At 68.3% G+C, this 23,274-nt stretch carries 22 protein-coding genes; 12 read left to right on the forward strand and 10 right to left on the reverse strand.

Annotated features, from left to right (window positions below; genetic code table 11):
• Positions 1 to 17: 17 nt before the first annotated feature.
• The 4 genes from ACFXHE_RS32715 to ACFXHE_RS32730 form a co-directional block, all read right to left on the reverse strand.
• Complete coding sequence (locus tag ACFXHE_RS32715) at positions 18 to 890, reverse strand: ABC transporter permease (protein ID WP_379388454.1); 873 nt, start codon at positions 888 to 890, stop codon at positions 18 to 20.
• Positions 883 to 1,719 (reverse strand): ABC transporter ATP-binding protein, encoded by an 837-nt coding sequence (locus tag ACFXHE_RS32720; protein WP_379388455.1) that lies wholly within the window; start codon positions 1,717 to 1,719, stop codon positions 883 to 885. The genes ACFXHE_RS32715 and ACFXHE_RS32720 overlap by 8 nt, the downstream gene beginning before the upstream one ends.
• Positions 1,716 to 2,795: an ABC transporter substrate-binding protein gene (locus ACFXHE_RS32725; protein WP_379388456.1), complete on the reverse strand. Its 1,080-nt coding sequence runs from the start codon at positions 2,793 to 2,795 to the stop codon at positions 1,716 to 1,718. Before ACFXHE_RS32725 ends, ACFXHE_RS32720 begins: the two co-directional genes overlap by 4 nt.
• Before the next feature lie 172 nt (positions 2,796 to 2,967).
• Positions 2,968 to 3,708 carry an IclR family transcriptional regulator gene (locus ACFXHE_RS32730; RefSeq protein WP_379388457.1) on the reverse strand — a complete coding sequence of 247 codons (741 nt, stop codon included), beginning with the start codon at positions 3,706 to 3,708 and terminating at the stop codon, positions 2,968 to 2,970.
• A 436-nt stretch (positions 3,709 to 4,144) separates the two neighbouring features.
• Here ACFXHE_RS32730 and ACFXHE_RS32735 point away from each other — a divergent pair, with 436 nt between their 5' ends.
• Positions 4,145 to 4,480 carry a transglycosylase family protein gene (locus tag ACFXHE_RS32735; RefSeq protein ID WP_354849276.1) on the forward strand — a complete coding sequence of 112 codons (336 nt, stop codon included), beginning with the start codon at positions 4,145 to 4,147 and terminating at the stop codon, positions 4,478 to 4,480.
• Between the two features lie 78 nt (positions 4,481 to 4,558).
• Here the strand turns inward: ACFXHE_RS32735 and ACFXHE_RS32740 are convergent, their stop codons facing one another.
• Positions 4,559 to 4,984 carry an ATP-binding cassette domain-containing protein gene (locus tag ACFXHE_RS32740; RefSeq protein WP_379388521.1) on the reverse strand — a complete coding sequence of 142 codons (426 nt, stop codon included), beginning with the start codon at positions 4,982 to 4,984 and terminating at the stop codon, positions 4,559 to 4,561.
• 194 nt (positions 4,985 to 5,178) lie between these two features.
• On the opposite strand from ACFXHE_RS32740, the gene ACFXHE_RS32745 reads away from it, so the two are divergent.
• From ACFXHE_RS32745 to ACFXHE_RS32760, 4 genes are all read left to right on the forward strand, one after another.
• Positions 5,179 to 6,519, forward strand: a complete 1,341-nt coding sequence (locus ACFXHE_RS32745; protein ID WP_379388459.1) for a lipase family protein — start codon at positions 5,179 to 5,181, stop codon at positions 6,517 to 6,519.
• A 555-nt stretch (positions 6,520 to 7,074) separates the two neighbouring features.
• A complete protein-coding gene (locus ACFXHE_RS32750; RefSeq protein WP_379388461.1) occupies positions 7,075 to 8,031 on the forward strand; it encodes an ABC transporter substrate-binding protein in 957 nt (318 codons plus the stop codon).
• Between the two features lie 7 nt (positions 8,032 to 8,038).
• The gene (locus ACFXHE_RS32755; RefSeq protein WP_379388463.1) at positions 8,039 to 10,252 is read left to right on the forward strand and encodes a hypothetical protein; all 2,214 of its coding nucleotides are present in this window, start codon (positions 8,039 to 8,041) and stop codon (positions 10,250 to 10,252) included.
• Positions 10,164 to 10,784, forward strand: a complete 621-nt coding sequence (locus tag ACFXHE_RS32760) for a hypothetical protein (RefSeq protein ID WP_379388465.1) — start codon at positions 10,164 to 10,166, stop codon at positions 10,782 to 10,784. The genes ACFXHE_RS32755 and ACFXHE_RS32760 overlap by 89 nt, the downstream gene beginning before the upstream one ends.
• Here the strand turns inward: ACFXHE_RS32760 and ACFXHE_RS32765 are convergent.
• A complete protein-coding gene (locus ACFXHE_RS32765) occupies positions 10,763 to 11,434 on the reverse strand; it encodes a TVP38/TMEM64 family protein (protein ID WP_379388523.1) in 672 nt (223 codons plus the stop codon). The genes ACFXHE_RS32760 and ACFXHE_RS32765 overlap by 22 nt on opposite strands.
• A gap of 210 nt (positions 11,435 to 11,644) precedes the next feature.
• On the opposite strand from ACFXHE_RS32765, the gene ACFXHE_RS32770 reads away from it, so the two are divergent.
• The 4 genes from ACFXHE_RS32770 to ACFXHE_RS32785 all read left to right on the forward strand — a co-directional run bounded on the left by ACFXHE_RS32770 (position 11,645) and on the right by ACFXHE_RS32785 (position 17,356).
• On the forward strand, positions 11,645 to 13,462 hold the full coding sequence (locus tag ACFXHE_RS32770; protein WP_379388467.1) for a methylmalonyl-CoA mutase family protein: 1,818 nt from the start codon (positions 11,645 to 11,647) through the stop codon (positions 13,460 to 13,462).
• 2 nt (positions 13,463 to 13,464) lie between these two features.
• Positions 13,465 to 15,723, forward strand: a complete 2,259-nt coding sequence (scpA, locus tag ACFXHE_RS32775; RefSeq protein WP_379388469.1) for a methylmalonyl-CoA mutase — start codon at positions 13,465 to 13,467, stop codon at positions 15,721 to 15,723.
• Between the two features lie 125 nt (positions 15,724 to 15,848).
• On the forward strand, positions 15,849 to 16,847 hold the full coding sequence (gene meaB / locus ACFXHE_RS32780; RefSeq protein WP_379388524.1) for a methylmalonyl Co-A mutase-associated GTPase MeaB: 999 nt from the start codon (positions 15,849 to 15,851) through the stop codon (positions 16,845 to 16,847).
• 5 nt (positions 16,848 to 16,852) lie between these two features.
• Complete coding sequence (locus ACFXHE_RS32785) at positions 16,853 to 17,356, forward strand: GNAT family N-acetyltransferase (protein ID WP_379388471.1); 504 nt, start codon at positions 16,853 to 16,855, stop codon at positions 17,354 to 17,356.
• A 75-nt stretch (positions 17,357 to 17,431) separates the two neighbouring features.
• Here the strand turns inward: ACFXHE_RS32785 and ACFXHE_RS32790 are convergent, their stop codons facing one another.
• The 3 genes from ACFXHE_RS32790 to ACFXHE_RS32800 all read right to left on the reverse strand — a co-directional run bounded on the left by ACFXHE_RS32790 (position 17,432) and on the right by ACFXHE_RS32800 (position 20,731).
• Entirely contained in the window at positions 17,432 to 18,280 is an 849-nt protein-coding gene (locus ACFXHE_RS32790) for a DUF222 domain-containing protein (RefSeq protein ID WP_379388473.1), read from the reverse strand.
• A gap of 95 nt (positions 18,281 to 18,375) precedes the next feature.
• Positions 18,376 to 19,353, reverse strand: coding sequence for an alpha/beta hydrolase (locus ACFXHE_RS32795; RefSeq protein WP_379388475.1), 978 nt, complete (start codon positions 19,351 to 19,353; stop codon positions 18,376 to 18,378).
• Positions 19,354 to 19,546: 193 nt separating this feature from the next.
• Positions 19,547 to 20,731, reverse strand: coding sequence for an acyl-CoA dehydrogenase family protein (locus ACFXHE_RS32800; RefSeq protein WP_379388477.1), 1,185 nt, complete (start codon positions 20,729 to 20,731; stop codon positions 19,547 to 19,549).
• A gap of 201 nt (positions 20,732 to 20,932) precedes the next feature.
• Here ACFXHE_RS32800 and ACFXHE_RS32805 point away from each other — a divergent pair, with 201 nt between their 5' ends.
• Genes ACFXHE_RS32805 through ACFXHE_RS32815 form a run of 3 tightly spaced genes read left to right on the forward strand, consistent with a single transcriptional unit; the run spans position 20,933 to position 22,814 of the window.
• A complete protein-coding gene (locus ACFXHE_RS32805) occupies positions 20,933 to 21,385 on the forward strand; it encodes a MarR family winged helix-turn-helix transcriptional regulator (RefSeq protein WP_379388479.1) in 453 nt (150 codons plus the stop codon).
• Positions 21,385 to 21,807: an organic hydroperoxide resistance protein gene (locus ACFXHE_RS32810; protein ID WP_379388481.1), complete on the forward strand. Its 423-nt coding sequence runs from the start codon at positions 21,385 to 21,387 to the stop codon at positions 21,805 to 21,807. Before ACFXHE_RS32805 ends, ACFXHE_RS32810 begins: the two co-directional genes overlap by 1 nt.
• A gap of 11 nt (positions 21,808 to 21,818) precedes the next feature.
• Positions 21,819 to 22,814 (forward strand): zinc-binding dehydrogenase, encoded by a 996-nt coding sequence (locus ACFXHE_RS32815; protein ID WP_379388482.1) that lies wholly within the window; start codon positions 21,819 to 21,821, stop codon positions 22,812 to 22,814.
• Here ACFXHE_RS32815 and ACFXHE_RS32820 read toward each other — a convergent pair.
• Positions 22,800 to 23,162, reverse strand: coding sequence for a DUF1304 domain-containing protein (locus ACFXHE_RS32820; protein WP_379388483.1), 363 nt, complete (start codon positions 23,160 to 23,162; stop codon positions 22,800 to 22,802). The two genes, ACFXHE_RS32815 and ACFXHE_RS32820, sit on opposite strands and share 15 nt — an antisense overlap.
• Between the last annotated feature and the right edge of the window lie 112 nt (positions 23,163 to 23,274).

Genomic DNA, 23,274 nt, shown 5'->3' on the forward strand with positions numbered 1-23,274 from the left:
GGTTCCTTCGATGGATTTCAGTGGGCGCGCCAGCGGGACAGCCGTCGCTCGATGGCCACGAGCACGCCGTTGTAGGTGAGTCCGACCAGGGCGATGGCCACGATCCCGGCGTACATGTCCGGAATCTGGAAGTTCTGCTGGGCGGCGGTGATCAGGTAGCCGAGCCCGGAGCGCGCCCCGAACATCTCGGCGGCGATGAGCACCAGGATCGATCCGGAGGCGGCCATGCGGGTGCCGGTGAAGATCGATGGGACCGCGGCGGGCAGGATCACCTTCTGGAACAGGCGGAGCGGTGAGAACCCCAGCGAGACCGCCGATTTCACGAGCAGCGGATCGACCGTCCGCACCCCGCTGATGGTGTTGAGCAGAATCGGGAAGAACCCGGCGTACACCACCAGCGCGATCTTGGAGGTCTCGCCGATGCCGAGGATCAGGATGAACACCGGCAGCAGCGCCAGGGCGGCGGTATTGCGGAACAGTTCCAGCACCGGGCTCAGGAATTCCGCCACCGGCCGGTACCAGGCAATGGCCACACCCACCGGAATGGCCGCGAACAGGGCGATGGAGAAGCCGATGAGCGACCGGGTCACGCTGGCCGAGACGTGTTCCCACAGTTGGCCGTTGCGAATGAGCTCCAGCCCGGCCTGCACGACCGCCGAGAACGGGGGCAGGAACACCTCGTCCACCAGCCCCAGTCGTGGCGCGGCTTCCCACAGGGCGAGGAAGGCCGCGATCACGATGGCGGGCTTGCCGATTCGCCATGCGATTCTGGCGACGGCGGGCAGCACGGCCGGAGCACGCCGGGTTCCCGTGTGGGTGGCGTCGCCGGGACCGGCCGGCTCGGGACGGAGATCGATGGATGCTTCGACGAGTTGCAGTGCGCTAGACATGGGAGCTCCTCTTGTCGGCGGTGAGCGCGGCCTGCTCGAGGTCCTGTGCCCGCGCGACCTCGTCGTGCAGCAGGGACCAGACGTGATGGCGCAGTTCGCGGAATCGTTCGCTGGAACGGATATCCGGATCCCCGGCACGGTCGAGGTCGATGTCCACGACCGCCTTGATCCGCCCGGGCCGCGAGGTCAGCACCGCCACGCGCTGCCCCAGGTACACCGCCTCGTCGATGCCGTGGGTGATGAACAGCACCGTCTTCCCGGTGGCCCGCCAGATCCGTAACAGCTCGTCCTGCAACGACTCCCGGGTCTGGGCGTCGAGGGCGGCGAACGGCTCGTCCATCAGCAGCACCTCCGGGTCGAAGGCCAGGCTGCGGGCGATGGCGACCCGCTGTTTCATGCCGCCGGACAGTTCGTGCGGATAACGGTTCCCGAATCCAGCCAGGCCGACCAGTTCGAGATAGTGCTCGGCGATCTCGCGGCGTTCGCGGCGGCGAATGCCCTTGGCCTCCAGCCCGAATTCGATATTCGCCCGGGCGGTGCGCCAGGGCAGCAGCGCGTACTGCTGGAAGACGATCCCGCGGTCCAGACCGGGTCCCGCGACCGGCGCTCCGTCCAGCAGGATCTGTCCGGAGGTGGGTTTGCCGAGCCCGCCGAGCAGATCCAGCAGGGTGGACTTGCCCGAGCCGCTGGGCCCGACCAGGACCAGGAACTCACCGTCCCGCACATCGACGCTGATATCGGCGAGCGCGGTGAAACTCTCCTGCTCCCCGCGCACGGCGAATTCCTTGCTGACCCCGGTGAGCGCGAGTTTGACGGTCGCGGAACTCATTTCGCCACCGCCTCACCGCTGGGACCGCTGGTGGCCGGGTAGGTGCCGTTGGCGTAGGGATTGTCCTTGTTGGTGTAGAGGTCCTTGGCCGCGAGCTTGCCCGCGGGCAGTTCCCCATTGCGGACCAGCCAGTCGATCCAGATCTGCAGTTCGCGTTCGGCGATCACGCCGCCGGGGACGGGGATACCCGAGCTCTTGTAGTACTGCAGCAGTCCGGTGTTCTCGTTGCGCCCGCGCTTGTGGATGATGTCGGCGAACCGTGCCACCACCTCGTCGCGTGGCGTGACCTGCAGCCAGCGGGTGGCCCGTGCGGTGCCCTGCACGAAATCGGCGACGGCCGCGGCATGCGACCTCAGGTAGTCGTTGCGGAAAACGTAAGTGCCGTAATCGAACTGCCCGAACAGATCCTTGTCGGTGTAGAGCGGATGCACCCCGCCCCGCCCGACTGCGGTGTCGCGGAAGACGCCGCCGAGCGCGGCCACATCGATCTGGCCATTGCGCAGCGCGTCCTCGGTACTGGCGGGCGGCAACACGACCAGCTGGACCTGCTTGATCTCCTGATCGCTGAGCCCCTGGTCGTGCAGCCACTGCCGGGTGATGAACTCGTGGTGCGCACCCAGGGTATTGACGCCGACCTTCTTGCCGATGAGGTCGCGCGCGGAGGTGATGCCGGAATTGTCGCGGACGAAGTAGCCGGTGAAGTTGAGTTCGTCGGCCCCGTAGGAGCTGAGGACAGCGGTGACGGGAGCGCCGCCCGCGACCAGCTTGATGACCGCGCCGTTGAAGGCGCTGCCGAATTCGACCTGCTTGGTGGCGGCGGCCTGGATATTGGCCGGGCCGCTGGTGGTGTCGCCCTCCCAGTGGAGGTCGATCTTGCTGAAGTAGCCGAGGTCGGCGGCCAGTTCGAAGGCGGAGACCTGACCGGTCGAGCCCTGATAGCGCAGGACGGTCCTACCGTCGGCGGTCGTGCCCGCGTCGGTTTTCGCGCAGCCGGTGAGCAGGACGAGAGCAATGGAGACGGCGAACGCGGCGGCGAGGGCGCGGCGCACCCGGGTCCGGCGGGGAGGGAATGCCATGGGGGAGTCTTTCGGTGAATACGACTGTCGCTCGGTGGGATTCGAGGGCTGGGCGACAACAGAGCGTCATGGGGATTCCTTTGCCGGACAGGGGAACTGGCGATGATTCGGCGGTGGTCACATGCTGCGATGGGCGCTGCGGGGCGGCAACCGGCTTTTCACCATGTGGAAATCAGCGTGAGCGAAACTCGGCGGCGGCGGGCACCGCGCCGTCGGTGGTCTGGAACAGCGGTGCGATCCGGCCCGCGGCGATCCGCATGGCGGGCACGACGGCCCGGATCAGCTCGCTGTCCAGGCGGGCCGAGCGGGCCTGCACCGCCAGCGCCCCGTGCACCTGCCGGCCAGGCCCGACGATGGGCACCGCCAGGGCGCGGATGGGGTCGTCGGTCTCGATCAGCTCGGAGGCGAAGCCGGTGCGGCGGACCCGGTCCAGGTCGACGTCGGCGGCGGCGCGGGCGGGGGAGTAGGCCAGCAGGGCGTGGCCCGCCGCGCTGGCGTGCAGGGATTGCCGGGACCGCGGCACCTGGTGGTGGCAGAAGTGGATCGGCGGGCGGGCCTGGAAGACGGTGAGTGCGTCGCTGTCGTCCATCACGCTCACGCTGACCGTGATCCGGATGCCCGCGGCGAGCGCGTACAGATGGGGCGCGGCGGACTCCATACCCAGCCGGGCGAGTGCGGGCCGGGCCAGGGTCGCCAGCCCGTGCCCGATGCGATAGCGATCACCGGCCGGGCCCTGCTCGAGCAGGCCGCCGCGCACCAGCGCCCGGGCGAGACGGTGCGCGGTGCTGACGGGCAGCCGGGCCCGCTGGGCGAGTTCGCTCAGCGACAGCTCCGGATCGTCGCCGTGGAAGCAATTCAGCACCTGGATCGCGCGGTCGACAGCGCGTGCTCCGGAGCGGGGTTCATCGGCCATGGAGGCACTATGGTCACGGCTCTGAACTGGGGCAATGGTTGTGCGCACCACGATCCGAGCCGGTCGGAGGGCGATTTTGGGTGAGGATCGTTTTGTTTCAGGTTTGTATTACGCGATCGGGATCACTATTTTCGCGTGACCTGCGTCACAAAATTGTTTACTAATTCCAGAAATGTCATTCGGCGAAATTCCGATGCGAACTGCGAAAACGGATTGAGTATCCCCGATGCCTATCTGTCAACTGACCGTGATCGTTACGTGATCTAACGTGATTGATCCGTTACCGTCGTTCATGGCTCGGATTCAACCGGGCCCCGCTCGAATCGACGAACACCGGCAACTCCGTCCCGCGATTCGAGAGCAACCGAGAAACCCCTGGGGACGGGGACCCGCAGCCGAGAGCGCGGGCCGGCGGGCGCAGGCGAGGAAATACCTTATGCATCGCAACCGGAAGCTCACCACCCGCACATTCGCCGCCGCGGCGGCCATCGGTGCGCTCGTGTCCATCCCGTTCGCGCTGTCCACCGCGACCGCCTCGGCCGCCGGGCACAACTGGGACGCTGTCGCGCAGTGCGAGAGCAGCGGCAACTGGGGCGCCAACACCGGCAACGGGTTCTACGGCGGTCTGCAGTTCACCCAGAGTACCTGGAACGCCTACGGTGGTGGCGGCAGTGCCGCCAATGCCAGCCGCGAGGAGCAGATCCGCGTCGCGGAGAACGTGCTCGCCGGTCAGGGTGCGGGCGCCTGGCCCGTGTGCGGCGCCTACCTGTAATTCAGGTTTCGCGTCGGTTCGAAACGTCCGATGGCCCGTTCCGCAAAGTCGCGGCACGGGCCATCGTCGTATTCATGATCAAACGTGGGCTGCGTAGATCGCCTTCGCCAATTCGGTTTCGAGGGCCTGGAATTCGAGTGTCGCGGTGACGGTGATGTCCCGGACTCCCGCCTCGTCATCGCCCGGTAATACGACCCCCCGGTCCACGATGATCCGTCCCGGACGGGCACTCATGACCAGGACCCGGGTGGAGAGGAAAACCGCCTCCTCCACCGAATGGGTCACGAACACAATCGTTTTGCCCGATTCGCGCCACAGTCGCAGCAGCTCCACCTGCAGCCGCTCCCGGGTGAGCTGATCCAGCGCCCCGAACGGTTCGTCCATGAGGGTGATGCGCGGATCGTTGACCAGCACCCGCGCGATCTGCGCCCCCTGCTGCATGCCGCCGGACGGCTCGCAGGGCCGCTTGCCGCCGGCATCGCCCAGCCCGACCAGCTCGAGCAGGCGCTGGGATCACCTGGATCCGATTCGCGCCCAGGGAGCGCGCGGCGTTGATCCGGTCGGCCGACAGCGTGATTCTGAAGGCGAATGTGGGTCGGACCGGAGTCGACCCTCTTCCCGCGGTCTTCGCCTGTGGCTAGGGTAACCGAGTTACTCGAGTAACGGTGTTACTCACGAGTCCGCAGAGAAAGCAGAAAATGTCTGGACAACGCCGTCCGAATCCTCGGAAGCGACAGACGTCCCGGACGGTCGATCGCGCCCTCGCCATCGCGGCAGCGCTGTGCGTGACCGCCGCCGGTGCCGCCGCCGTTCCGGGGTCGGCCTCCGCCGATCCGGTCAACGACTTCTATGTTCCCCCTGCGCAATTCGATCCGACGCGCGGAGCGATCATCAAGACCATCGATATCTCGGCCTACCTGGCGCAGCCGGCGGACAACGGGGTCTGGCCGTTGCCTGCTAAACAGGTCATGTACACGACCCGGATGCAGGATGGCACGCCCGTCGCGGCAACCGGTGTCTTCCTCGATTCCACCCAGCCCTGGCGCGGGTCCGGGCCCCGTCCCACCATCGTCATCGCGCCCGGCACCACCGGTCAGGGCGATCAATGCGCGGTGTCGCTGGCCTTCTCGACCGGGACGTACGCGAGCGTCACGCCGCCGACCTTCTCCGCGAACCAGGAGGCGATCTCGGCGCTGGCGTGGAATTCGCTGGGCGCCCGCGTCTTCGTGGCGGACTACATCGGTATGGGAACACCGGGGACCCATACCTATGTCAACCGCGTTGAAGAGGCCCACGCCGTCCTCGACGCCGCGCGCGCGGCCAACAACCTCGCCGGTTCCGGCGATGACACACCGCTGGCGCTGTGGGGGTACTCCCAGGGTGGCGGCGCCACGGCCGCGGCGGTCGAGATGCAACCCGGCTACGCCCCCGAACTGAACCTGAAGGGAACGTGGGCGGGCGCGCCGGTCGCGGATCTGACCGAGGTGCTGAAGCGGGCCGACGGCAGCCTGATCAGCGGCGTGATCGGGTTCGCGCTCAACGGTTTCGTCGCGCGCTACCCCGATCTACAGCCGATTCTGGACGAACGCACCACGCCGGAGGGCAAGGCGCTGCTGAGCGACCTGGGCAACGAGTGCATCGGTGACGTGATCCTGAAGCACCCGTTCCTGCGCAGCACCGAGTTCACCGTCGATCATCGGCGGATGATCGATCACCTCCAGGAGGTCCCCGAGGCCGAGGACATCCTGCGGCAGCAGCACATCGGAAACCTCACTCCGGCAAGCCCGGTCCTGATCACCAGCGGTCGCAACGACGACACCGTCCCCTACGGTCAGGCCCGGCAACTCGCCACCGAGTGGTGCGGCAGGGGCGCCACCGTCAGCTTCCGGACCGACGAGCTGCCGCCGATCCTGCCCGGGGCCACCCTCCCGAACCATTTCGGCCCCGAGCTGATCGACGGCTTCGGCACCGACAATGCGATCGGCTATCTGGTCGATCGCCTCAACGACGTGCCGATCTCGGGCTGCACCCTCGACTGACTCCCGCCGCGAAAACCCCTGCGCTGCTGTCCATTTCGTCATGACGGCAGTGGCGTGGGGGCACGTACGGGGTGCGGCCGGCTCGTGAATAGCGATCGTGCCGGACCATCCACAGGGGTAACGTGTCCCGCACCGAGGCCGGAACCGGGGCAAAGTCGCATCGGTTGGGGGGACGGAATGGCGACCCGCAGAACCATTTTGCGTGCAGGCGCACTGCTTCCGATGGCTGCGGCGTGCACCCCCTTCGTGTCCGGCCCGAATTCCGACACGGTGAAACTCGCGGTGCCCTGGGGCGGCGCGGAGTTGCGGGCCTTTCGAGGACGTGCTCGCCGATCTGCGGGATTCCCACCAGTTTTCGCGCAGCACTCAGGTATTCACCCTGGGTGACGATGTGGGGACGGTGTTCTCGGCCGGCCGGTACACGCCGGACATCGTGGTGTTGCCGCAAGTCGGGCAGATAACCCGGTTGGCGCAGGACGGCTGCGCGCGCTCGACGAATCATTGTGGGGCGATGAACGGAAGGCGCCGCGTTATGCCCACGGCTGGTGGGACCTGGTGCATGTCGAGACGGAGTCCGGCAATCGGCTCTACGGACTGCCGTTCAAGGCCTCCTGTAAGTCGCTGGTGTGGTTCGACCTGGCGAAGTTTCGACGGCTCGGCCTGCCGCCACCGGGCAGCTGGGCGCCGTGGCAGTGGCCCGTCCTGCTGGACCGCCTGGCGCGCAGTGGAACCCACCCGTTGGCGCTGGGCGCGGCCGACGGCTGGATGCTCGCCGATTTCTTCGCGAATGTGCTGCTCGCACAGTCACCCGATGCCTACGAGAGCGTGGTGAGCCCGAACGACTGGCGTCCCGGGCAGCGGCGTGCCGAAATCACCCGGGCACTCGAGACTCTCGCCGGAATCTGGGGATTTCCGAATGCCTTTCCCGGCAGTATCGGCCGAGCGCTCACCCAGCAATTTCCCGATGCCGTGCGCGAGGTGTTCGCCAAGGGCGACGCGGCCATGGTGGTGGCGCCCGATTTCGCCGAGCCGATAGTCAGGAGTTGCTTCCGCGGCGATGACGTGGCGATGAAACAGGCCGTCGGGGTGTCGCTGTTTCCGAGCATCATCCCCGGATTCCGCGACGGCCCGGTGATCGGCGGCGGCGACATCATGGTCCTCACCCGATCGGCCAAAGACGCGGCGGCCGAACTGATCCGCCTGCTGTCGCTGCCCGACGCCCCGGACAGCTGGATCGGACAGGAAGGCGGATTCATCGCACCCGACCTGCGCACTCGCCCGGCCTATTCGGCCATGCTCGAACCCCTCGGTCCGCGCGTCCGCTCCTGGACCGAATTCGACCTGGCCGACCGCATCGGTTCGCGGGGCGGCGACAATCCGCTGTGGGGGATCATCACGCAATTCCTGATGGATCTCGACGGCAATCCGGCGGATTCGTCGCAGCGCGCCGCCGCGGCCGTCCGCACCGCCGTGGACGCCGTCTACGAGCTGGAACGCACTCGGCAGGGGTGAGATACGCGTGTATTCGGTGCATTCCAACGGCCTCGAACTGACACTCGCCACCCGCAGGCTGTCGGGGCCGCTGGTGCCGGGCCGGCATCCGCACGTCGCGGTGGTGGTCAACTACCTGGTCCGGGCACCGGCCGTCGTGCTGATGGGGCTGCTGCTGGTGGCTCCGGCGCTGTACACCGTCGGGCTCGGCGCGCTAACCCATCCGGGGCTCGCCCTGGGCTGCGGGCTGCAACTGTTCGGTGGCGGCACGCTGCTCATTGTCGACCGGCGGCGCCTGCGCACCGGAATGGCCGCCCTGCCAAGCCTGTTCGCGTTCACCGCGTGGGTGTTCGCGGCCGCGCTCGGGCTCGGTTGCCTGGCTGCCGGATCGCTGGTGGTGTGGCGGCAGCTGCCCCGCGCGAGCCGCAGCGCGTACCTGCACACCGCGGGCTGGGTGGCGCTGGCCATCGTCCTGGTCGGTGTGGCCCTGGTGCTGGCCTGGCCCAGCCGACGCCTGCCGTGGCTGTGGTGGCCGTTCATCGTGCCGTTCGGCGTCTCGGCCTTCACCCCGGGGATCGCCTTCCGGCTGATACTCGAAACTGTCACGCGCGGACGATATTTCAGCAGTGTCGCAGCGGAACGCTATGCGTTCGAAGCGGTTCTGGTGGCGGCCTTCGTCTGGACCTGGCTCGGGCTGCTGGTCGGCCTGTTCCGCGCCGCCATCCTCGCGATCGAGGACGATCCGGTGCGCGCCCCGGAATTGGCCGGCGGTCCGCGCTGGCTCATGCCGATCCGGTTGTGGACGCAGGTGCGGCCCGTCGCCTCCGTGGCCTTCCTGGTGGTGGCGGTCGCCGCGGCCCGGGTATTCGACGCGGTACTCGGTGCCGTGCCACGGTCGCTGCAACACGATGTCGGCACCGCGACCGTGGAATGGTGGCGTCTCAACAGCGCGTGCGAGGCGAATTCGTGCGGCGAAGCGGCCGCGTACGCCCTGCCATTGACGGCCGCTCTCGTGCTGGCCGCGCTGTTCGCGCAGGATCGGATCAATGTGCGCCGCCCGAGCGGTCCGCGTCCCCTGCGCCCGCGCCCCTCCGCGTGGCGCGAGCACCTGCCCCTGTGGCGGGCCATCCCGCGCTGGCTCCTGGTGGGAGTCGCCGTGCTGGTGGTGCTGTCGCCGATCGGGGAGCTGGTCTATGTCGCGCTGCACGGGACCGTCGGGCCGAAAGCCGTTGGCGTACCAGCTGTCACGATCGATCCGGCCCTGCGCGACGCATTGCGCACCACCCTGACCGTGGCGGTCCCCGCGACCGTGATGGTCGTGGCCTTCGCACTGCCGGTCGCCCACTGGCTGGCCGCCGCGCGCGTCCGGATCGCGGTGCCCTGCCTGGTGATTCTGACCGTCCTGCCCGCCCAGATGTATCTGGGCGCACTGCAGCGGGTGATCGGGTCCTCCGGCTGGTTCGGCAGTGCTCCTCGACGTGCTCGGGGCGAGCGCCGCCGCCCGGCTGCCCGCCACCACGGCAGAGACGGAAACACCCTCCGCACCGCGACTATTGGCGAGCCTGACCAGAGCGGACGCGGTGGAGCCGATGCCGCCGGGGCGCTACCGGCTGGCCGAAGTCCCGCCCGCCGGCGAGGATCCCGCCATCACCGAGACGCCCGAGTGGCGGGCCGCGCTCGCAGTGCTGCTCCGCAGGCACGCCGAGGAAGCCACGCTGTGGGCGCGGGCGCTCGATCTTCCGGCACACGCCGCGGTCGCGCGCCGCTGGTTCGAGAACGAGGAGCCCCGGCTCTGTCTCCTCCTGCACAACTGTGCGCAACGGGCCGAACCGGAACCGGGACGGGCGAACAACACCCTGCTGAACCGCGTTCGCGCGGTGGTGCCGGATCTGGCGGCGATCGCCGACGCGCTGGACATCTGGTTCGCGCGCACCGGACGCGCGGAGGACAGCCCGGGTACGGGCGGCGGCCCGCACGACCCCGGCCCGGCGGCAGCGATGGTGACGATCACGTCCGTGACCCGATACGGCCCGCTGCATGCCCTGGCCGAAATCCGTGCGACGGTGCCGGAGCGGCGACCGGCGCGCTACAGCCCGTGGACGGTGTCCCGCAGCCTGCGCGCTCGCGCCCTGCACCGACAGGCACTGGGGGCCTTGGACACCACGGACGCGAATCTGAGCAAGGCGGTCAACCTCCTGGAACAGGCGTGGTGGTTGCTACCGCGCGAAGACGTCGCCGGTGAGGTGTGCGCCCTGGTGAACATGGCGATCGCGCACCTCGTGCAGGGGCGGCACACCGCCGCACGTGACCGCCTGGAACTGGCCGAATCCATGGCCGCGGGCGGGCGCGACCCCGGCGGCCTGGCCCACGTGCACGAGATCGCGGGTGTTCTCGACTGGTCGGTGGGCGAACCGCGGCATGCGCTGGTGCGATGGCAGACCGCCGTGAGCGAATGGCGCGCTCTAGCCGACGATCTCGGCACCGGCCGGTGCCTGCAACATCTGGGGTCGGCCGCGGCGGTCGAGCCGACGCTCGCCGCGTTCCTCCTCGACTCCGACGGCCCGGCAACACCGGCCGAGGTGGTCCGTCAGGCCATCGGCTGGCTGGTCCGGGCACACCAACTCGACAGCGAGCTGAATTACGCCGAGGCACACCAGGATGACCTGCTCGCGCAACTGAACGAGCTGATCGAACCCGCACCGCCCCTGGATTCGCTCCCCGGCTTCGACCAGTGGCCGCTGCCGCCGCCCGATCAGGCGACCGGCTGCGGCTGAGCCTCCGGTTCCGCCACGGCCATCCTCGCGTCCACGACCAGCCCGATCACGCCGACCGCCAAACAGGCTGCCGTGACGATCAATTGGGCGGGGGAGGTGCGATTGGTGAGGGCGTCGCCCAGCAGCACCGTGCCCACGGTGCCCGGGATGATCCCGATGAAGGTGGCGATCAGGTACGGGGTGAACCGGATCGAAGACAGTGCGGCGCAATAGTTCACGATCGAGAACGGCGCGAACGCGATCAGCCGCAGCGATCCGATCGCCAGCCAGCCCCGCCGCGCCAACCGGGTGTCGACCGCCTGCACGGTCGGATGGGTGAGCCGCGCGCGCACCCGCTCGTGATCGAGGGCGCGCACCAGCCACAGTGCCAGCACCGCACTGAGTGTCGTGGCGGCGAGGGCCAGTGTGAGTCCCTCTACCGAGCCGAACAGCATGCCCGCGCTGAGGGTGAAGATGGTGCGCGGGAAGGGCGCGACACAGACCAGCGTGTGCACCGCGAAGAACACCAGCGGCAGCAGCGGCCCGACCGAGTCGGCCCACTGCCGGATCTGCTGGGGTGCCGGGTGCGGTGCGAAGGCGGCCAGCGCGAAAAGTAGCCCGCAGCCGATCAGCAAGGCCAGATTTCGCGGTTGACGGAGACGGCTGAGCAGCCCGGATACCCGCTCGAGCGGCACACGCACGGTTGTTGGCACCGCGCCAGGTTACCCGCTGGTAGTGAGACTCCGGAGACCGTTATCTCGAGGCTGCCGCTAGCATCAGGGGAAAGACGATGAATGCTCGTTAACCAAAGTGGCCGTTGAGCTGGGTGAATGCCGGTGCAACGGCCATCCGGTCAGGGAGTGGAAGAAGGAACAGCAGCTATGCCGATTGCTTCCGACTCGGACACCGATCCGGTGCCCGAGTATGCCGCCTGGCGCAAGGGTGTCGCCGGGGTGCTGGCGAAGGCCCGCAGGGTGGATGCGAGCGACTTGCCGGATGAGCCGGAGAAGCTGCTCGCGGTCACGACCTATGACGGCCTGACCGTCAACCCGCTCTACACGCGCCGCGACGAACTGCCCGAGCAGCCGCTGCCCGGGCAGTTCCCCTACGTGCGCGGTGGCGACGCCACCCGTGACGTGCACCGTGGGTGGTTCGTCAGCCAGCGTTTCGGCGGTCCCGATGCCGAGGCTGTCAACGCGGACATCCTCTTCGCGCTCGACAACGGCGTGAGCGCGGTGTGGCTGGGCGTCGCCGAGCGCGGCGTGCCGGTCGACGGGCTGGCCACCGCACTACAGGGCTTCCTCTTCGAGCTGGCGCCGCTCACCCTCGACGCCGGGCCGGCCGCCAATGAGGCTGCGGCCGCACTGTTCTCGGTGCTCGACGGCTATGAGGCCCCGAACCGCAAGGACATTCGGGTCTCGCTGGGCGCCACCCCGCTGACGAGCCTGTTCGCCGGCTCCTCGGCCATCGACCTGGACGGCGCGGTCGCGCTGGCCCAGCAGGCGGTGGCCCGCACCGAGACGGTCCGCGCGATCACCGTGTGCGGCGTGGCCTTCCACAATTCCGGCGCCTCCGACGCCCAGGAGCTGGGTGCGGCGGTGGCCGCGGGCCTGGAGTACCTGCGCTCGCTCACCGATGCCGGAGCCGATATCGCGGATGCGCTGGAGCAGCTGGAGTTCCGCTTCGCGGCCACGGACGACCAGTTCGAGACCATCGCCAAATTCCGTGCCGCCCGGCGGCTCTGGGCGCGCGTCGCGCATGTGTGCGGGGCTCCGGCCTTCGGTAACGCGCCGCAGCAGGCGATCACGTCCTCGGCCATGATGAGCCAGCGCGACCCGTGGGTGAACATGCTGCGCACCACCCTCGCCGCGTTCGGTGCGGGCGTCGGTGGCGCGGACATCGTCACCGTGCTGCCCTTCGACGACGCGCTGCCCGCCGGGGAGCTCGAGGTCTCCACGGCGTTCTCGGAGCGCATGGCCCGCAACACTCAGCTGCTGCTGCTCGAGGAATCCCGCCTCGGCCACGTGCAGGACCCGGGCGCGGGCTCCTGGTACGTGGAGTCGCTGACCGATGAGCTCGCCGCCAAGGCGTGGGAGTTCATGCAGGAGATCGAGGCCGCCGGCGGCTACCTGGCGGCGCTGCAGGCGGGCCTGCTCGCCGAGCGCATCGCCGAGACCAAGGCGAGGCGCGATTCCGATGTGGCGCACCGCAAGACGGCCGTCACCGGTGTCAACGAGTTCCCGAACCTGGGTGAGAAGCCGCTGTCGGAGGCCGCGCGCGCCAAGACCTCGCCGGCCCGCTACGGCGCGGCCTTCGAGGCCCTGCGCAACCGCTCGGACGCCTACCTGGCCGCCAACGGCGCGCGCCCCCAGGTGCGCCTGGTTCCGCTGGGCCCGGTGTCGGAGAACAATGTTCGTGTCACCTTCACCACCAACCTGCTGGCCTCCGGCGGCATCGAGGCGGTCACCGAGGCCGGCCCGTCGATCGCCGTGCTGTGCGGCTCCGACACCCGCTACGGCACCGACGCCGCCGCGGCCGTGGACGAATTGCGGGCTGCCGGTGTGACCACCGTGCTGCTGGCCGGACCCGAGAAGGCGGTCGCGGAGCTGACCGGCGCGCAGCGCCCGGATGGCTTCGTGACGGCCCGCATGGATGCTGTGGCGGCTCTGACCGGCCTGCTCGAAAAGCTGGGAGCGTAGAGATGAGCGATATCAAACATCGCATCGGCAATTTCGCCGAAGTACCGCTGACCGAGGGCGACACCGCGCCCGCCGACGTCAGCGCCGCGCAGGTCGACGCCTTCGTCGCCGAGGCCGCGAGCGCCAATCACTATGCGCCCGAACAGCTCACCTGGTCGACCCCCGAGGGCATCGAGGTGCCGCCGGTGTTCACCAAGGCCGACCGGGACGCCATCGTCGCCGAGGGCTACCCGCTCGACAGCGTGCCGGGTGTGGCCCCGTTCGTGCGCGGCCCGTACCCGACCATGTACGTGAACCAGCCGTGGACGATCCGCCAGTACGCGGGCTTCTCCACCGCCGCCGACTCGAACGCCTTCTACCGCCGCAACCTGCAGGCGGGCCAGAAGGGCCTGTCGGTCGCCTTCGACCTGGCGACCCACCGCGGCTACGACTCCGACCACCCGCGCGTCACCGGTGACGTCGGCATGGCCGGTGTCGCCATCGACTCGATCCTCGACATGCGGGAACTGTTCGATCACATTCCGCTGGACCAGGTTTCGGTGTCGATGACCATGAACGGCGCGGTGCTGCCGATCCTGGCGCTCTACGTCGTCGCCGCAGAGGAGCAGGGCGTCAAGCCCGAGCAGCTGGCCGGAACCATTCAGAACGACATTCTGAAAGAGTTCATGGTCCGCAACACCTACATCTACCCGCCCAAGCCCTCGATGCGGATCATCTCCGACATCTTCGCCTACACCTCCGCGAAGATGCCGAAGTTCAACTCGATCTCCATCTCCGGCTACCACATCCAGGAGGCCGGAGCCACGGCCGACCTCGAGCTGGCCTACACCCTCGCCGACGGCGTGGAGTACATCAAGGCCGGTCTGGACGCGGGCATGGAGGTCGACAAGTTCGCGCCGCGACTGTCGTTCTTCTGGGCCATCGGCATGAACTTCTTCATGGAGGTCGCGAAACTCCGTGCGGGACGGCTCCTCTGGAGCGAGCTGGTCGCCAAGTTCGAGCCCAAGAACTCGAAGTCGCTGGCGCTGCGCACGCACTCCCAGACCTCGGGCTGGTCGCTGACCGCGCAGGACGTGTTCAACAACGTCGCGCGCACCTGCGTCGAGGCCATGGCTGCCACCCAGGGCCACACCCAGTCGCTGCACACCAATGCGCTGGACGAGGCGCTGGCCCTGCCGACGGACTTCTCCGCCCGCATCGCCCGGAACACCCAGCTGCTCATCCAGCAGGAGTCCAACACCACCCGTCCGGCCGACCCGTGGGGCGGTTCGTACTACGTGGAGTGGCTGACCCACCAGCTGGCCGAGCGCGCCCGCGCCCACATCGCCGAGATCGAGGCGCACGGCGGTATGGCGCAGGCGATTTCGGAGGGCATCCCGAAGCTGCGCATCGAAGAGGCCGCCGCCCGCACCCAGGCGCGCATCGACACCGGCCAGCAGCCGGTGATCGGCGTCAACAAGTACCTGGTCGAGGAAGACACCCCGATCGAGGTGCTCAAGGTCGAGAACTCGCGCGTGCGCGCCGAGCAGAACGCCAAGCTGGAAAAGCTGCGGGCGGAACGCGATTCGGCCGAGGTCGAGAAGGCGCTGGCCGAATTGACCCGTGCGGCAGCCTCGTCCGAGGGCGGCTTGGACAACAACCTGCTCGCCCTGGCCATCAACGCCGCGCGCGCCAAGGCCACCGTGGGTGAGATCTCCGACGCGCTGGAGCAGGTGTACGGCCGCCACCAGGCCGAGATCCGCACGCTCTCCGGCGTTTACCGTGAGGAGGCCGGCAAGGTGACCAATATCAGCAAGGCCATCGAACTGGTCGAGGCGTTCGCCGAGGCGGAGGGCCGTCGCCCCCGCATCCTGGTCGCCAAGATGGGTCAGGACGGCCACGACCGCGGCCAGAAGGTGATCGCCACGGCCTTCGCCGACCTCGGCATGGACGTCGATGTGGGCCCGCTGTTCCAGACCCCCGAGGAGGTGGCGCAGCAGGCGGCCGACAACGACGTGCACGTCGTTGGTGTCTCGTCGCTGGCCGCAGGCCACCTCACGCTGGTGCCCGCCCTGCGGCAGGCACTGGCCGATGTCGGCCGCCCCGACATCATGGTCACCGTCGGCGGCGTCATCCCGCCCGGTGATTACGACGAGCTGTATGCCGCGGGTGCCGCCGGCATCTTCGGCCCCGGCACTATCATCGCCGACGCCGCGATCGACCTGATCAAGAAGCTGGCCGCACAGCTGGGCCACGAGATCGGCACCGGCGCAACGGAATGAGCGACGCCGCACGCGGGACCGAGGGTGGCGGAATCCACCCTCGGCTCGGCACCACCGCCGGCGTCGGCCTCTCCGGCCCCGCCGGAGCAGAAACGCCCAGCCCCGGCGCCCAGCCCGCCACTCCGGTGGCGCGCCGGGTGATCGACGTCGACCAACTGGCCGCGCAGGTCCGGACAGGGGAGCGGGCCGGCCTGGCCCGCGCCATCACCCTGGTCGAATCGACCCGCACCGACCACCGGGACCTGGCCCAGCAGCTGCTGCTGCGGCTGACCCCCGAAGCGGGCAAGGTGGTGTCCAATCGCGTTGGCATCACCGGTGTTCCGGGCGTCGGCAAGTCGACGTTCATCGACGCGCTGGGCATGTACCTCATCGGCCAGGGCCACCGCGTGGCGGTACTGGCCGTGGACCCGTCCTCGACGCGGACCGGCGGCTCGATCCTCGGCGACAAGACCCGCATGGCGCGACTGTCGGTGGAACGGGACGCCTTCATCCGGCCGTCCCCCACGGCCGGAACCCTCGGCGGCGTGGCGAAAGCGACCCGCGAGACCATCGTGCTGCTGGAGGCGGCAGGCTACGACGTCATCCTGGTGGAGACCGTCGGTGTCGGCCAGTCCGAGGTCACCGTCGCCAATATGGTCGATGTCTTCTGCTTCCTCACCCTGGCCCGCACCGGCGACCAGCTGCAAGGAATCAAGAAGGGCGTCCTCGAACTCGCCGACCTGGTGGCCGTGAACAAGGCCGACGGCCGCCACGAGCTGGAGGCCAAGGCCGCCGCGCGGGAGCTGCAAGGGGCCATGCGGCTCATCCACCCGCGCGAATCCCTGTGGCGTCCACCGGTTCTCACCATGTCCGGCCTGAACGGCATCGGACTGGATTCGTTCTGGGACACGGTCCTCACCCACCGCCGCGTCCTCACCGAAGCAGGCGAGTTCGCCGAGAAGCGCCGTCGCCAGCAGGTCGACTGGACCTGGACCATGGTCCACGACAACCTGCTCCGCCGCCTCACCGAGAACCCGAACGTCAAGGCCCTGCGCGCCCAGGTGGAAAAACAGGTCCGCGAGGGCTCGCTCACCCCAGCCCTCGCCGCCGAAGAAATCCTCCGGGCCTTCGACGAACGGTCCTGAGCCCCATGGACATCCGGATCCGACCAGGTACCGAATCCGACGCGGAAGCGGTCGCCACGCTGCACACCGCCAGCTGGCGCACCGCCTACGCGAGCATCATGCCCGCGAGCTACCTGAACGGTGCGCTGACCGACGACCACAAGGCGCTCTGGCACAGCCGCCTGACCGGCGACCGGTCCGAAGGTGACCTGTTCATCGCCGAATCCGGCTCGGAATTACTCGGATTCATCTACCTGGCACCCCGCGCGGACGGCCGCATTCTCATCGACAATCTGCACGTCGGCCCGACCCTCAAACGAGGCGGCATCGGCTCCCGCCTCCTGCACCACGGATTCGAATGGGCCGCTGCCGAATACCCGGGCCGCCCCGTCTACCTCGAAGTCCTCCAGGCCAATACACCCGCTATCGCCTTCTACGAGCGCCACGGCGGCCACCCCGGCGAACCCCGGACCGCCCACTTCCCCCAGGGCTTTGATCTCCAGGAACTGGAAATTACCTGGTCACGGTAGTGCGGCGTGGTGGCCGAGGCCGCGGGCGGTGCAGGCAGTCCGAAGGACCCCACCTTCGGTGAGGCTCGACGAGGGTTAGGGGCGTGACCACCACCGCACCGGTGGGCGGGTGCGTTCGCGGATCTGGGCCAGCTTGGCGGCCATCAACTCACCCGCGTGGTGGCGGTCGTTGACCTGCGGGGTCCGGGACGGGTCGATATGCGGTGGCGCGATCCACCCGGTGCGTCCGGCGTGTTCGGAATCCGGGGGCATGACAACGGTTTTCCAGCCGCCGGGTCCGTCGTGGATCATCGCGTGGCAGGCATCGCAGGCCAGGGTGAGGTTGTCGATGTCGGTGGGGCTGCCGTGGGCCCATTCGGTGATGTGGTGCACGGCGGTCATGGTGGCGGGGGCGTTGCAGCCGGGTCGGGTGCAGCCGCGTTCGGTGGCGATCAACGCCAGCCGCTGCGCCAACTGCAGGGCTTCTGTCAGCGGGATGGCGCCGCCGGAGGCGGTGGTGGCGATCCCGGCGGCGGCTTCGACCTCGGCCAACGACATGGTGATGATCGTGGAGACCGGCAGGCCGCGGTGTTTGCCCAGTGTGGTCGGGCCCATTTCCGGGCGCAGGAACGCTACCAGCGCGTCGTGGTTGCATCGCGCGCGGGCTTCGGCGTGTCCCAGGCGCAGGGTGTGAGCGAGGAATGTCGAGGTCTGCCTCACCCCGGCTTTTTCGGGCAGGTTGCGGTTCTCGACCTCACGAATCAGTTTGTGCTCGAACGCGGCCATGCGACGGCGGTGGCTTTCCCATTCCCGCATCACGTCCAGCAGGTCGTCATCACCGATCGGCCCCAGCGAATCCTGAATCAGCACATCGAGCGCGTCACCCACCACACCGACCGCGTCCACCGCGGTGATGTCATCGATGATCTGCCCGCCCCAATTCATACCCCCATTCTACCGCGGCAATCGGTCGAATATCACCGAATTGAACTGCGGCAGAATGGTTTTCACTTCATTTCCCCCACCTACTTCTTCTCTTCCTAAACTCCCAGAGCCCCCGCGAAAAGCGGCCAAGAATCATGCATGTCGTCCTGCCAATACGGCCACGCATGCGTCCCATCCCGATACACCACCTGCGCCGGAATCCCCAGCGAACTCAACGCACCGACAAGCGAATCCGTGCAGCCTCGCACCACCGTCTCCATAGCCCCACCCACGGCCAGCCGATCCGTCAGCGCGTTGACATCCCCTCCGATGCTGGGATCGGTGAGCGAGTCATGAACGCCCAGAATGCCATTCCCCGAAGAAATGTACAGCGCCACACCGCGCAGTCGATCCGCATTGAGAACCGGGTCGTGGGCGCTCCAGGCCGGATTGTCGTCGCCGCCCCACATATTGGCGGCATTCGCGCCGAACAGCTCGAGCGTGGATCGCACATAGGTCCGCGCCGCCGCGTCCGCCGTGCGCGGGCAACCGCTGAAGGAACCCACCGCCTGATACATACCGGGTGCTTGGATGGCGAGGTTGAGTGCGGAGGTGGCCGACATCGATGCGCCCGCGACGGCATTCCGCCCCGTCATCGCGAATCGCGATTCCAGCAGCGGCGGCAATTCGTGAATGAGGAAAGTGGACCATTGGTTCCGGCCCAGTGTCGGATCATCGGCGACCCAGTCGGTGTAGAAGCTGGCACGGCCGCCGATCGGGGTGATGACATTGACCGGCTTGTCGGCGAAGAACTGGGCGACATCGGTGCGATTGGTCCACGGGCCACCGGTCTCACCGCCGTCCACCGCGTTGAGCAGGTACAGGGCCGGCGCGGGGCCGTCCGGGTGTGAAACCCACACCGGGATGGTCCGGTTCATGGCCGCCGAGTAGACGGTGACCTCGTACTGGCGGCCGCCCAGCGGGCGCACGTCGACGATGGAAGCCCTCTCGCCGGGGTCGGCCGACGCGGTGACGGGCACAAGGGCAGCAAATGTGGCGATCAGGGCGACGAGGTAGCGTGACAGCCGATGCATGACAGCGAGTATGTCGCTTTTGAGGCTATTTTCCAGACATAACCGTGCGTGTTGGTCTATGGAATGTCCTGCGGTGACGTGATTGCATCCTTCTAGAAATCGTTTGGTAGCAAACTCGTAGCATCACCCATCGGAACGGCCTGGAGGCGTGGCCGCCCAGCGCGGAAACCGTGCCGGGCCGACCCGGCGGTTGTCAGATCATGGCGCGCAGCGGACCCTCGGGCTCGATGCCCATGATGGTCAATGCCGTCGAGTGGTACAGCGATCCGGGCGTGTGGATGGCGTGCTGCAGGCCCACGTGCGCGTCCCGCCAGAACCGCTGCATGACGTTCTGCCGCCGCACCGCGTTACCGCCGGACCGGGCGAAGATCTCGTCCACCGCCGACACCGCCCGCCAGGCGCAGCGAACTTGATTGCGGCGCACCAGGGAACGATCCTCGAAGGTGATGGTCTTCCCGGCCTCGGCCTGGTCGTAGAGGCGGCTGATGCCGTCCAGCAGCTGAGTGCGCGAGGCCGCGATATCGGCCGCCGCCTCGGAGATGGCCGACAGCACGTACGGATCGTCCTTGATCTTGGTGCCCATGGCCGTGACCCGGTCGCGCTGATAGTTCAGGTGCGCCGCGAGCGCGCCCTCGGCGATGCCGATCACCGCGGAGGTGATCCCCAGCGGGAACATGGCCCAGAACGGCAGCTGGTAGACGGTCTCGGTGCGGCCCGCGTGCTCGGCCGCGATCTCACCGGCCGCGACGGCATCGAATTCGATGGTCCGATAGGCCGGGATGAACGCGCCGTCCACGATGACGTCCTTGCTGCCGGTGCCCTGCAGCCCGATGACATCCCACGAGTCGTCGACGATCGTGTAGTCCTTGCGCGGCAGCACCACGTGCAGGACGGTCGGCGGCATGACCGGACTGCCGTCGGCGTCACCGAGCAGCGCGCCCAGGAAGATCCAGTCGCAGTGATCGGTGCCGGAGGAGAAGTTCCAGCGACCGCGCAGGGTGTATCCGCCGTCGACCGGCGTCGCCACGCCCTGGGCGGCATACGGTGAGGCGATCCAGGTGTCCGGGTTCTCGCCCCACACCTCGTTCTGGAGCCGCCGGTCCATCAGCGCCATCTCCCACGGGTGCACGCCGCCTACGCCACATACCCAGCCGGTGGACCCGCAGTGCTGGGCCACGGCCATGACCGCCTCGGCGAAATCCCGGGGATGCGCGGCGTACCCGCCGAAATCTGCGGGCTGCAGCAGCCGCATCACCCCGGCCTGACGGATCAGCTTCACGCTCTCGTCGGAGAGCTTGCCGAGCCGCTCGGTCTCCTCGGCGGTCGCCGCCAACTGGTCCGACAGCTCTGCGACCCGGTTCACTACCTCGTGCGTCATCGCAACTCCCCACTGGTTCGGTGTGCCCATATTAGAACGCGTTCTAGCAGTGGTGTCCGGGAATCCGCCTGTCCGCGAGCGAAATTCCCGATGATCGGAACCCGCCCTGCGGCCGGTCGCGGGCGATGTTATCGGCGGGTGTGACGCAGCAGACGGTCAGATAGATTGTGCACAATCTAATTGCTGGCTACCGTATTGGACATGACCGATGAGCTGGCGCTGGAAAACCAGCTGTGCTTCGCGCTCTACTCGGCGTCCCGGGCCATGACCGCCATGTATCGGCCCCAGCTGGACGCCCTGGGCATCACCTATCCGCAATACCTGGTGCTGCTCGCGCTCTGGCAGCGCGACGACCGCACCGTCGGCGATCTGTGCTCGGCCCTGGAACTGGACTCGGGCACGCTGTCGCCACTGCTCAAGCGGCTCGAGGCGGCGGGCTTCGTGGCACGCCGCCGCTCGACCGTCGACGAGCGCCGCGTGGAGATCACGCTGACCGACCGCGGACGCGAATTGCGTTCGGCCGCATGCCGGATCCCGGCGCGATCGGCCGACATCGCCGGCCTGCCCGGCGAGGAACTGATCCAACTGCGGGAAACCCTGCACCGACTCACCGAAGCTCTCACCGCCCACACCCGATCGAAGGAAACCCCCTGATGAACGTGCTCTACACCGCCGAAGCCCTCGCCACCGGAGACGGCCGCAACGGCCAGGTCCGCACCGACGACGGCAAGATCGACGCCGCGCTCTCGATTCCGAAGGAGATGGGCGGCAACGGCCTCGGCACCAACCCGGAGCAGCTCTTCGCCGCCGGCTACGCGGCCTGCTTCCACTCGGCACTGCGCACCGTGGCGCGGTCGCTGAAGGCGAATGTGGACGACTCGGCCGTGGGCGCGAAGGTCGGCATCGGCCCCAATGACGCCGGCGGGTTCGGCCTGACCGTTACCCTCGAGGTGTCGCTGCCGCACCTGCCCCTGGACGAGGCGCAGGCGCTGGCGGACAAGGCTCACCAGGTGTGCCCGTATTCCAATGCCACTCGCGGCAATATCGAGGTCGACGTCATCGTGGTCGAAGACTGAGGAGGATGAGCATGCGTGCGGTAATCATCGAACAGTTCGGCGAGCCCGAGCAGGTCCTGACCACGGCCGAGCGGCCGGTGCCCGAGCCCGGGCCGGGTGAGGTGCGGATCGCGACCACGCTGGCCCCGATCCACAATCACGACCTTGCCATCATCCGTGGCGTCTACGGCTACCGGCCCGAGCTGCCCGCCATCCCGGGCACCGAGGCCGTCGGTCGCGTCGATGCCCTGGGCCCGGGGGTCACCGGCCTGGAAATCGGTCAGCGCGTGACGGTTTCGGGTGTGCAGGGCGCCTGGGCGGAGTATTTCGTGGCCAAGGCGGCCGGGATCGTCCCGGTGCCGGATACGGTGTCCGACGCGACTGCGAGTCAGCTGCTGGCCATGCCGCTGAGCGCACTCATGCTGCTCGAGGATCTCGATGTCGAGCCCGGCCAGTGGATCGCGATCAATGCCGCCAATGGCGCGGTGGGACGACTGGTGAACCAGCTCGCTCGCGCCCGCGGCGTCCACGTCCTGAACCTGGTGCGCAGCGCGGCGGCCGCGAAGTCGTTGCGGGAGCTGGGCTTCGAACCGGTGCTCGAGACCGAGTCGGGGGACTGGCAGCAGCAGGTCGCGGAGGTCACCGGCGGCGAACCCATCGCCCGTGCGGTGGACCAGGTCGGCGGGCCGGCTGCCGATGACCTGCTGTCGGTGCTCGGCCCGCGTGGTGAGCTCATCACCTTCGGCGCGCTCTCGGGCCAGCCGCTCGTGCTCAACCCCGGCCCGATCATCTTCAAACAGGCCGTGGTGAAGGGCTTCTGGGGTTCCAAGCGCGCCGAGGAGATCGGCGGTGACGAACGCCGCCGCCTCATCACCGAGCTGGTGACCCTGGCCGCCCGCGGCGAACTGGACCTGGCCATCGAGGCCACCTACCCGCTCGCGGAGGCCGCCGAGGCCGCGGCCGCGAGCGAACGCCCGGGCCGCAATGCCAAGATCGCGCTCAGCGCCGCGGCGCTACCCGGCCAGTAGGACCGCGATCAGCGTGATCGCGCCGGGCAGCGCCTGCCCGACGAAGATCCGGCGGCTCGCGGTGGCCCCACCATAGAGTCCGGCCACCACGACGCAGGCCGCGAAGAAGATCTTCGCGGCCTGCCCCACCGGATCGGCGGCAATCAGACCCCAGATCAGCCCCGCCGCCAGAAAACCGTTGTAGAGCCCCTGATTCGCGGCGAACACCTTGGACTGCTCGGCGAACTCGGCCGTGACGCCGAAGCCTGCGCGCACCCGCGGCGTGGTCCACAGGAACATCTCCATGATCAGGATGTAGACGTGCAGCGCGGCGAGCAATCCGACCAGGATGTCCGCGACCAATCGCATGACCGACCCGCCTTCCATTAAGTTTCAGCCGACACCGACCACAGCGTCTCATCGTGTCAGACCCATGCGCCGGAAGGCCTTGCGCGTATCGTCGAAACCCGGAGTGTCGCGC

This window comes from Nocardia sp. NPDC059229 (assembly GCF_042754165.1).
Lineage (GTDB): Bacteria > Actinomycetota > Actinomycetes > Mycobacteriales > Mycobacteriaceae > Nocardia.

Excerpts from the sequence above, each read along its gene's own strand:
- ACFXHE_RS32715 (WP_379388454.1), bottom strand. The coding sequence starts at position 890 with ATGTCTAGCGCACTGCAACTCGTCGAAGCATCCATCGATCTCCGTCCC.
- ACFXHE_RS32720 (WP_379388455.1), bottom strand. The coding sequence starts at position 1,719 with ATGAGTTCCGCGACCGTCAAACTCGCGCTCACCGGGGTCAGCAAGGAA.
- ACFXHE_RS32725 (WP_379388456.1), bottom strand. The coding sequence starts at position 2,795 with ATGGCATTCCCTCCCCGCCGGACCCGGGTGCGCCGCGCCCTCGCCGCC.
- ACFXHE_RS32730 (WP_379388457.1), bottom strand. The coding sequence starts at position 3,708 with ATGGCCGATGAACCCCGCTCCGGAGCACGCGCTGTCGACCGCGCGATC.
- ACFXHE_RS32735 (WP_354849276.1), top strand. The coding sequence starts at position 4,145 with ATGCATCGCAACCGGAAGCTCACCACCCGCACATTCGCCGCCGCGGCG.
- ACFXHE_RS32745 (WP_379388459.1), top strand. The coding sequence starts at position 5,179 with ATGTCTGGACAACGCCGTCCGAATCCTCGGAAGCGACAGACGTCCCGG.
- ACFXHE_RS32770 (WP_379388467.1), top strand. The coding sequence starts at position 11,645 with ATGCCGATTGCTTCCGACTCGGACACCGATCCGGTGCCCGAGTATGCC.
- scpA (WP_379388469.1), top strand. The coding sequence starts at position 13,465 with ATGAGCGATATCAAACATCGCATCGGCAATTTCGCCGAAGTACCGCTG.
- ACFXHE_RS32785 (WP_379388471.1), top strand. The coding sequence starts at position 16,853 with ATGGACATCCGGATCCGACCAGGTACCGAATCCGACGCGGAAGCGGTC.
- ACFXHE_RS32790 (WP_379388473.1), bottom strand. The coding sequence starts at position 18,280 with ATGAATTGGGGCGGGCAGATCATCGATGACATCACCGCGGTGGACGCG.
- ACFXHE_RS32795 (WP_379388475.1), bottom strand. The coding sequence starts at position 19,353 with ATGCATCGGCTGTCACGCTACCTCGTCGCCCTGATCGCCACATTTGCT.
- ACFXHE_RS32800 (WP_379388477.1), bottom strand. The coding sequence starts at position 20,731 with ATGACGCACGAGGTAGTGAACCGGGTCGCAGAGCTGTCGGACCAGTTG.
- ACFXHE_RS32805 (WP_379388479.1), top strand. The coding sequence starts at position 20,933 with ATGACCGATGAGCTGGCGCTGGAAAACCAGCTGTGCTTCGCGCTCTAC.
- ACFXHE_RS32810 (WP_379388481.1), top strand. The coding sequence starts at position 21,385 with ATGAACGTGCTCTACACCGCCGAAGCCCTCGCCACCGGAGACGGCCGC.
- ACFXHE_RS32815 (WP_379388482.1), top strand. The coding sequence starts at position 21,819 with ATGCGTGCGGTAATCATCGAACAGTTCGGCGAGCCCGAGCAGGTCCTG.
- ACFXHE_RS32820 (WP_379388483.1), bottom strand. The coding sequence starts at position 23,162 with ATGCGATTGGTCGCGGACATCCTGGTCGGATTGCTCGCCGCGCTGCAC.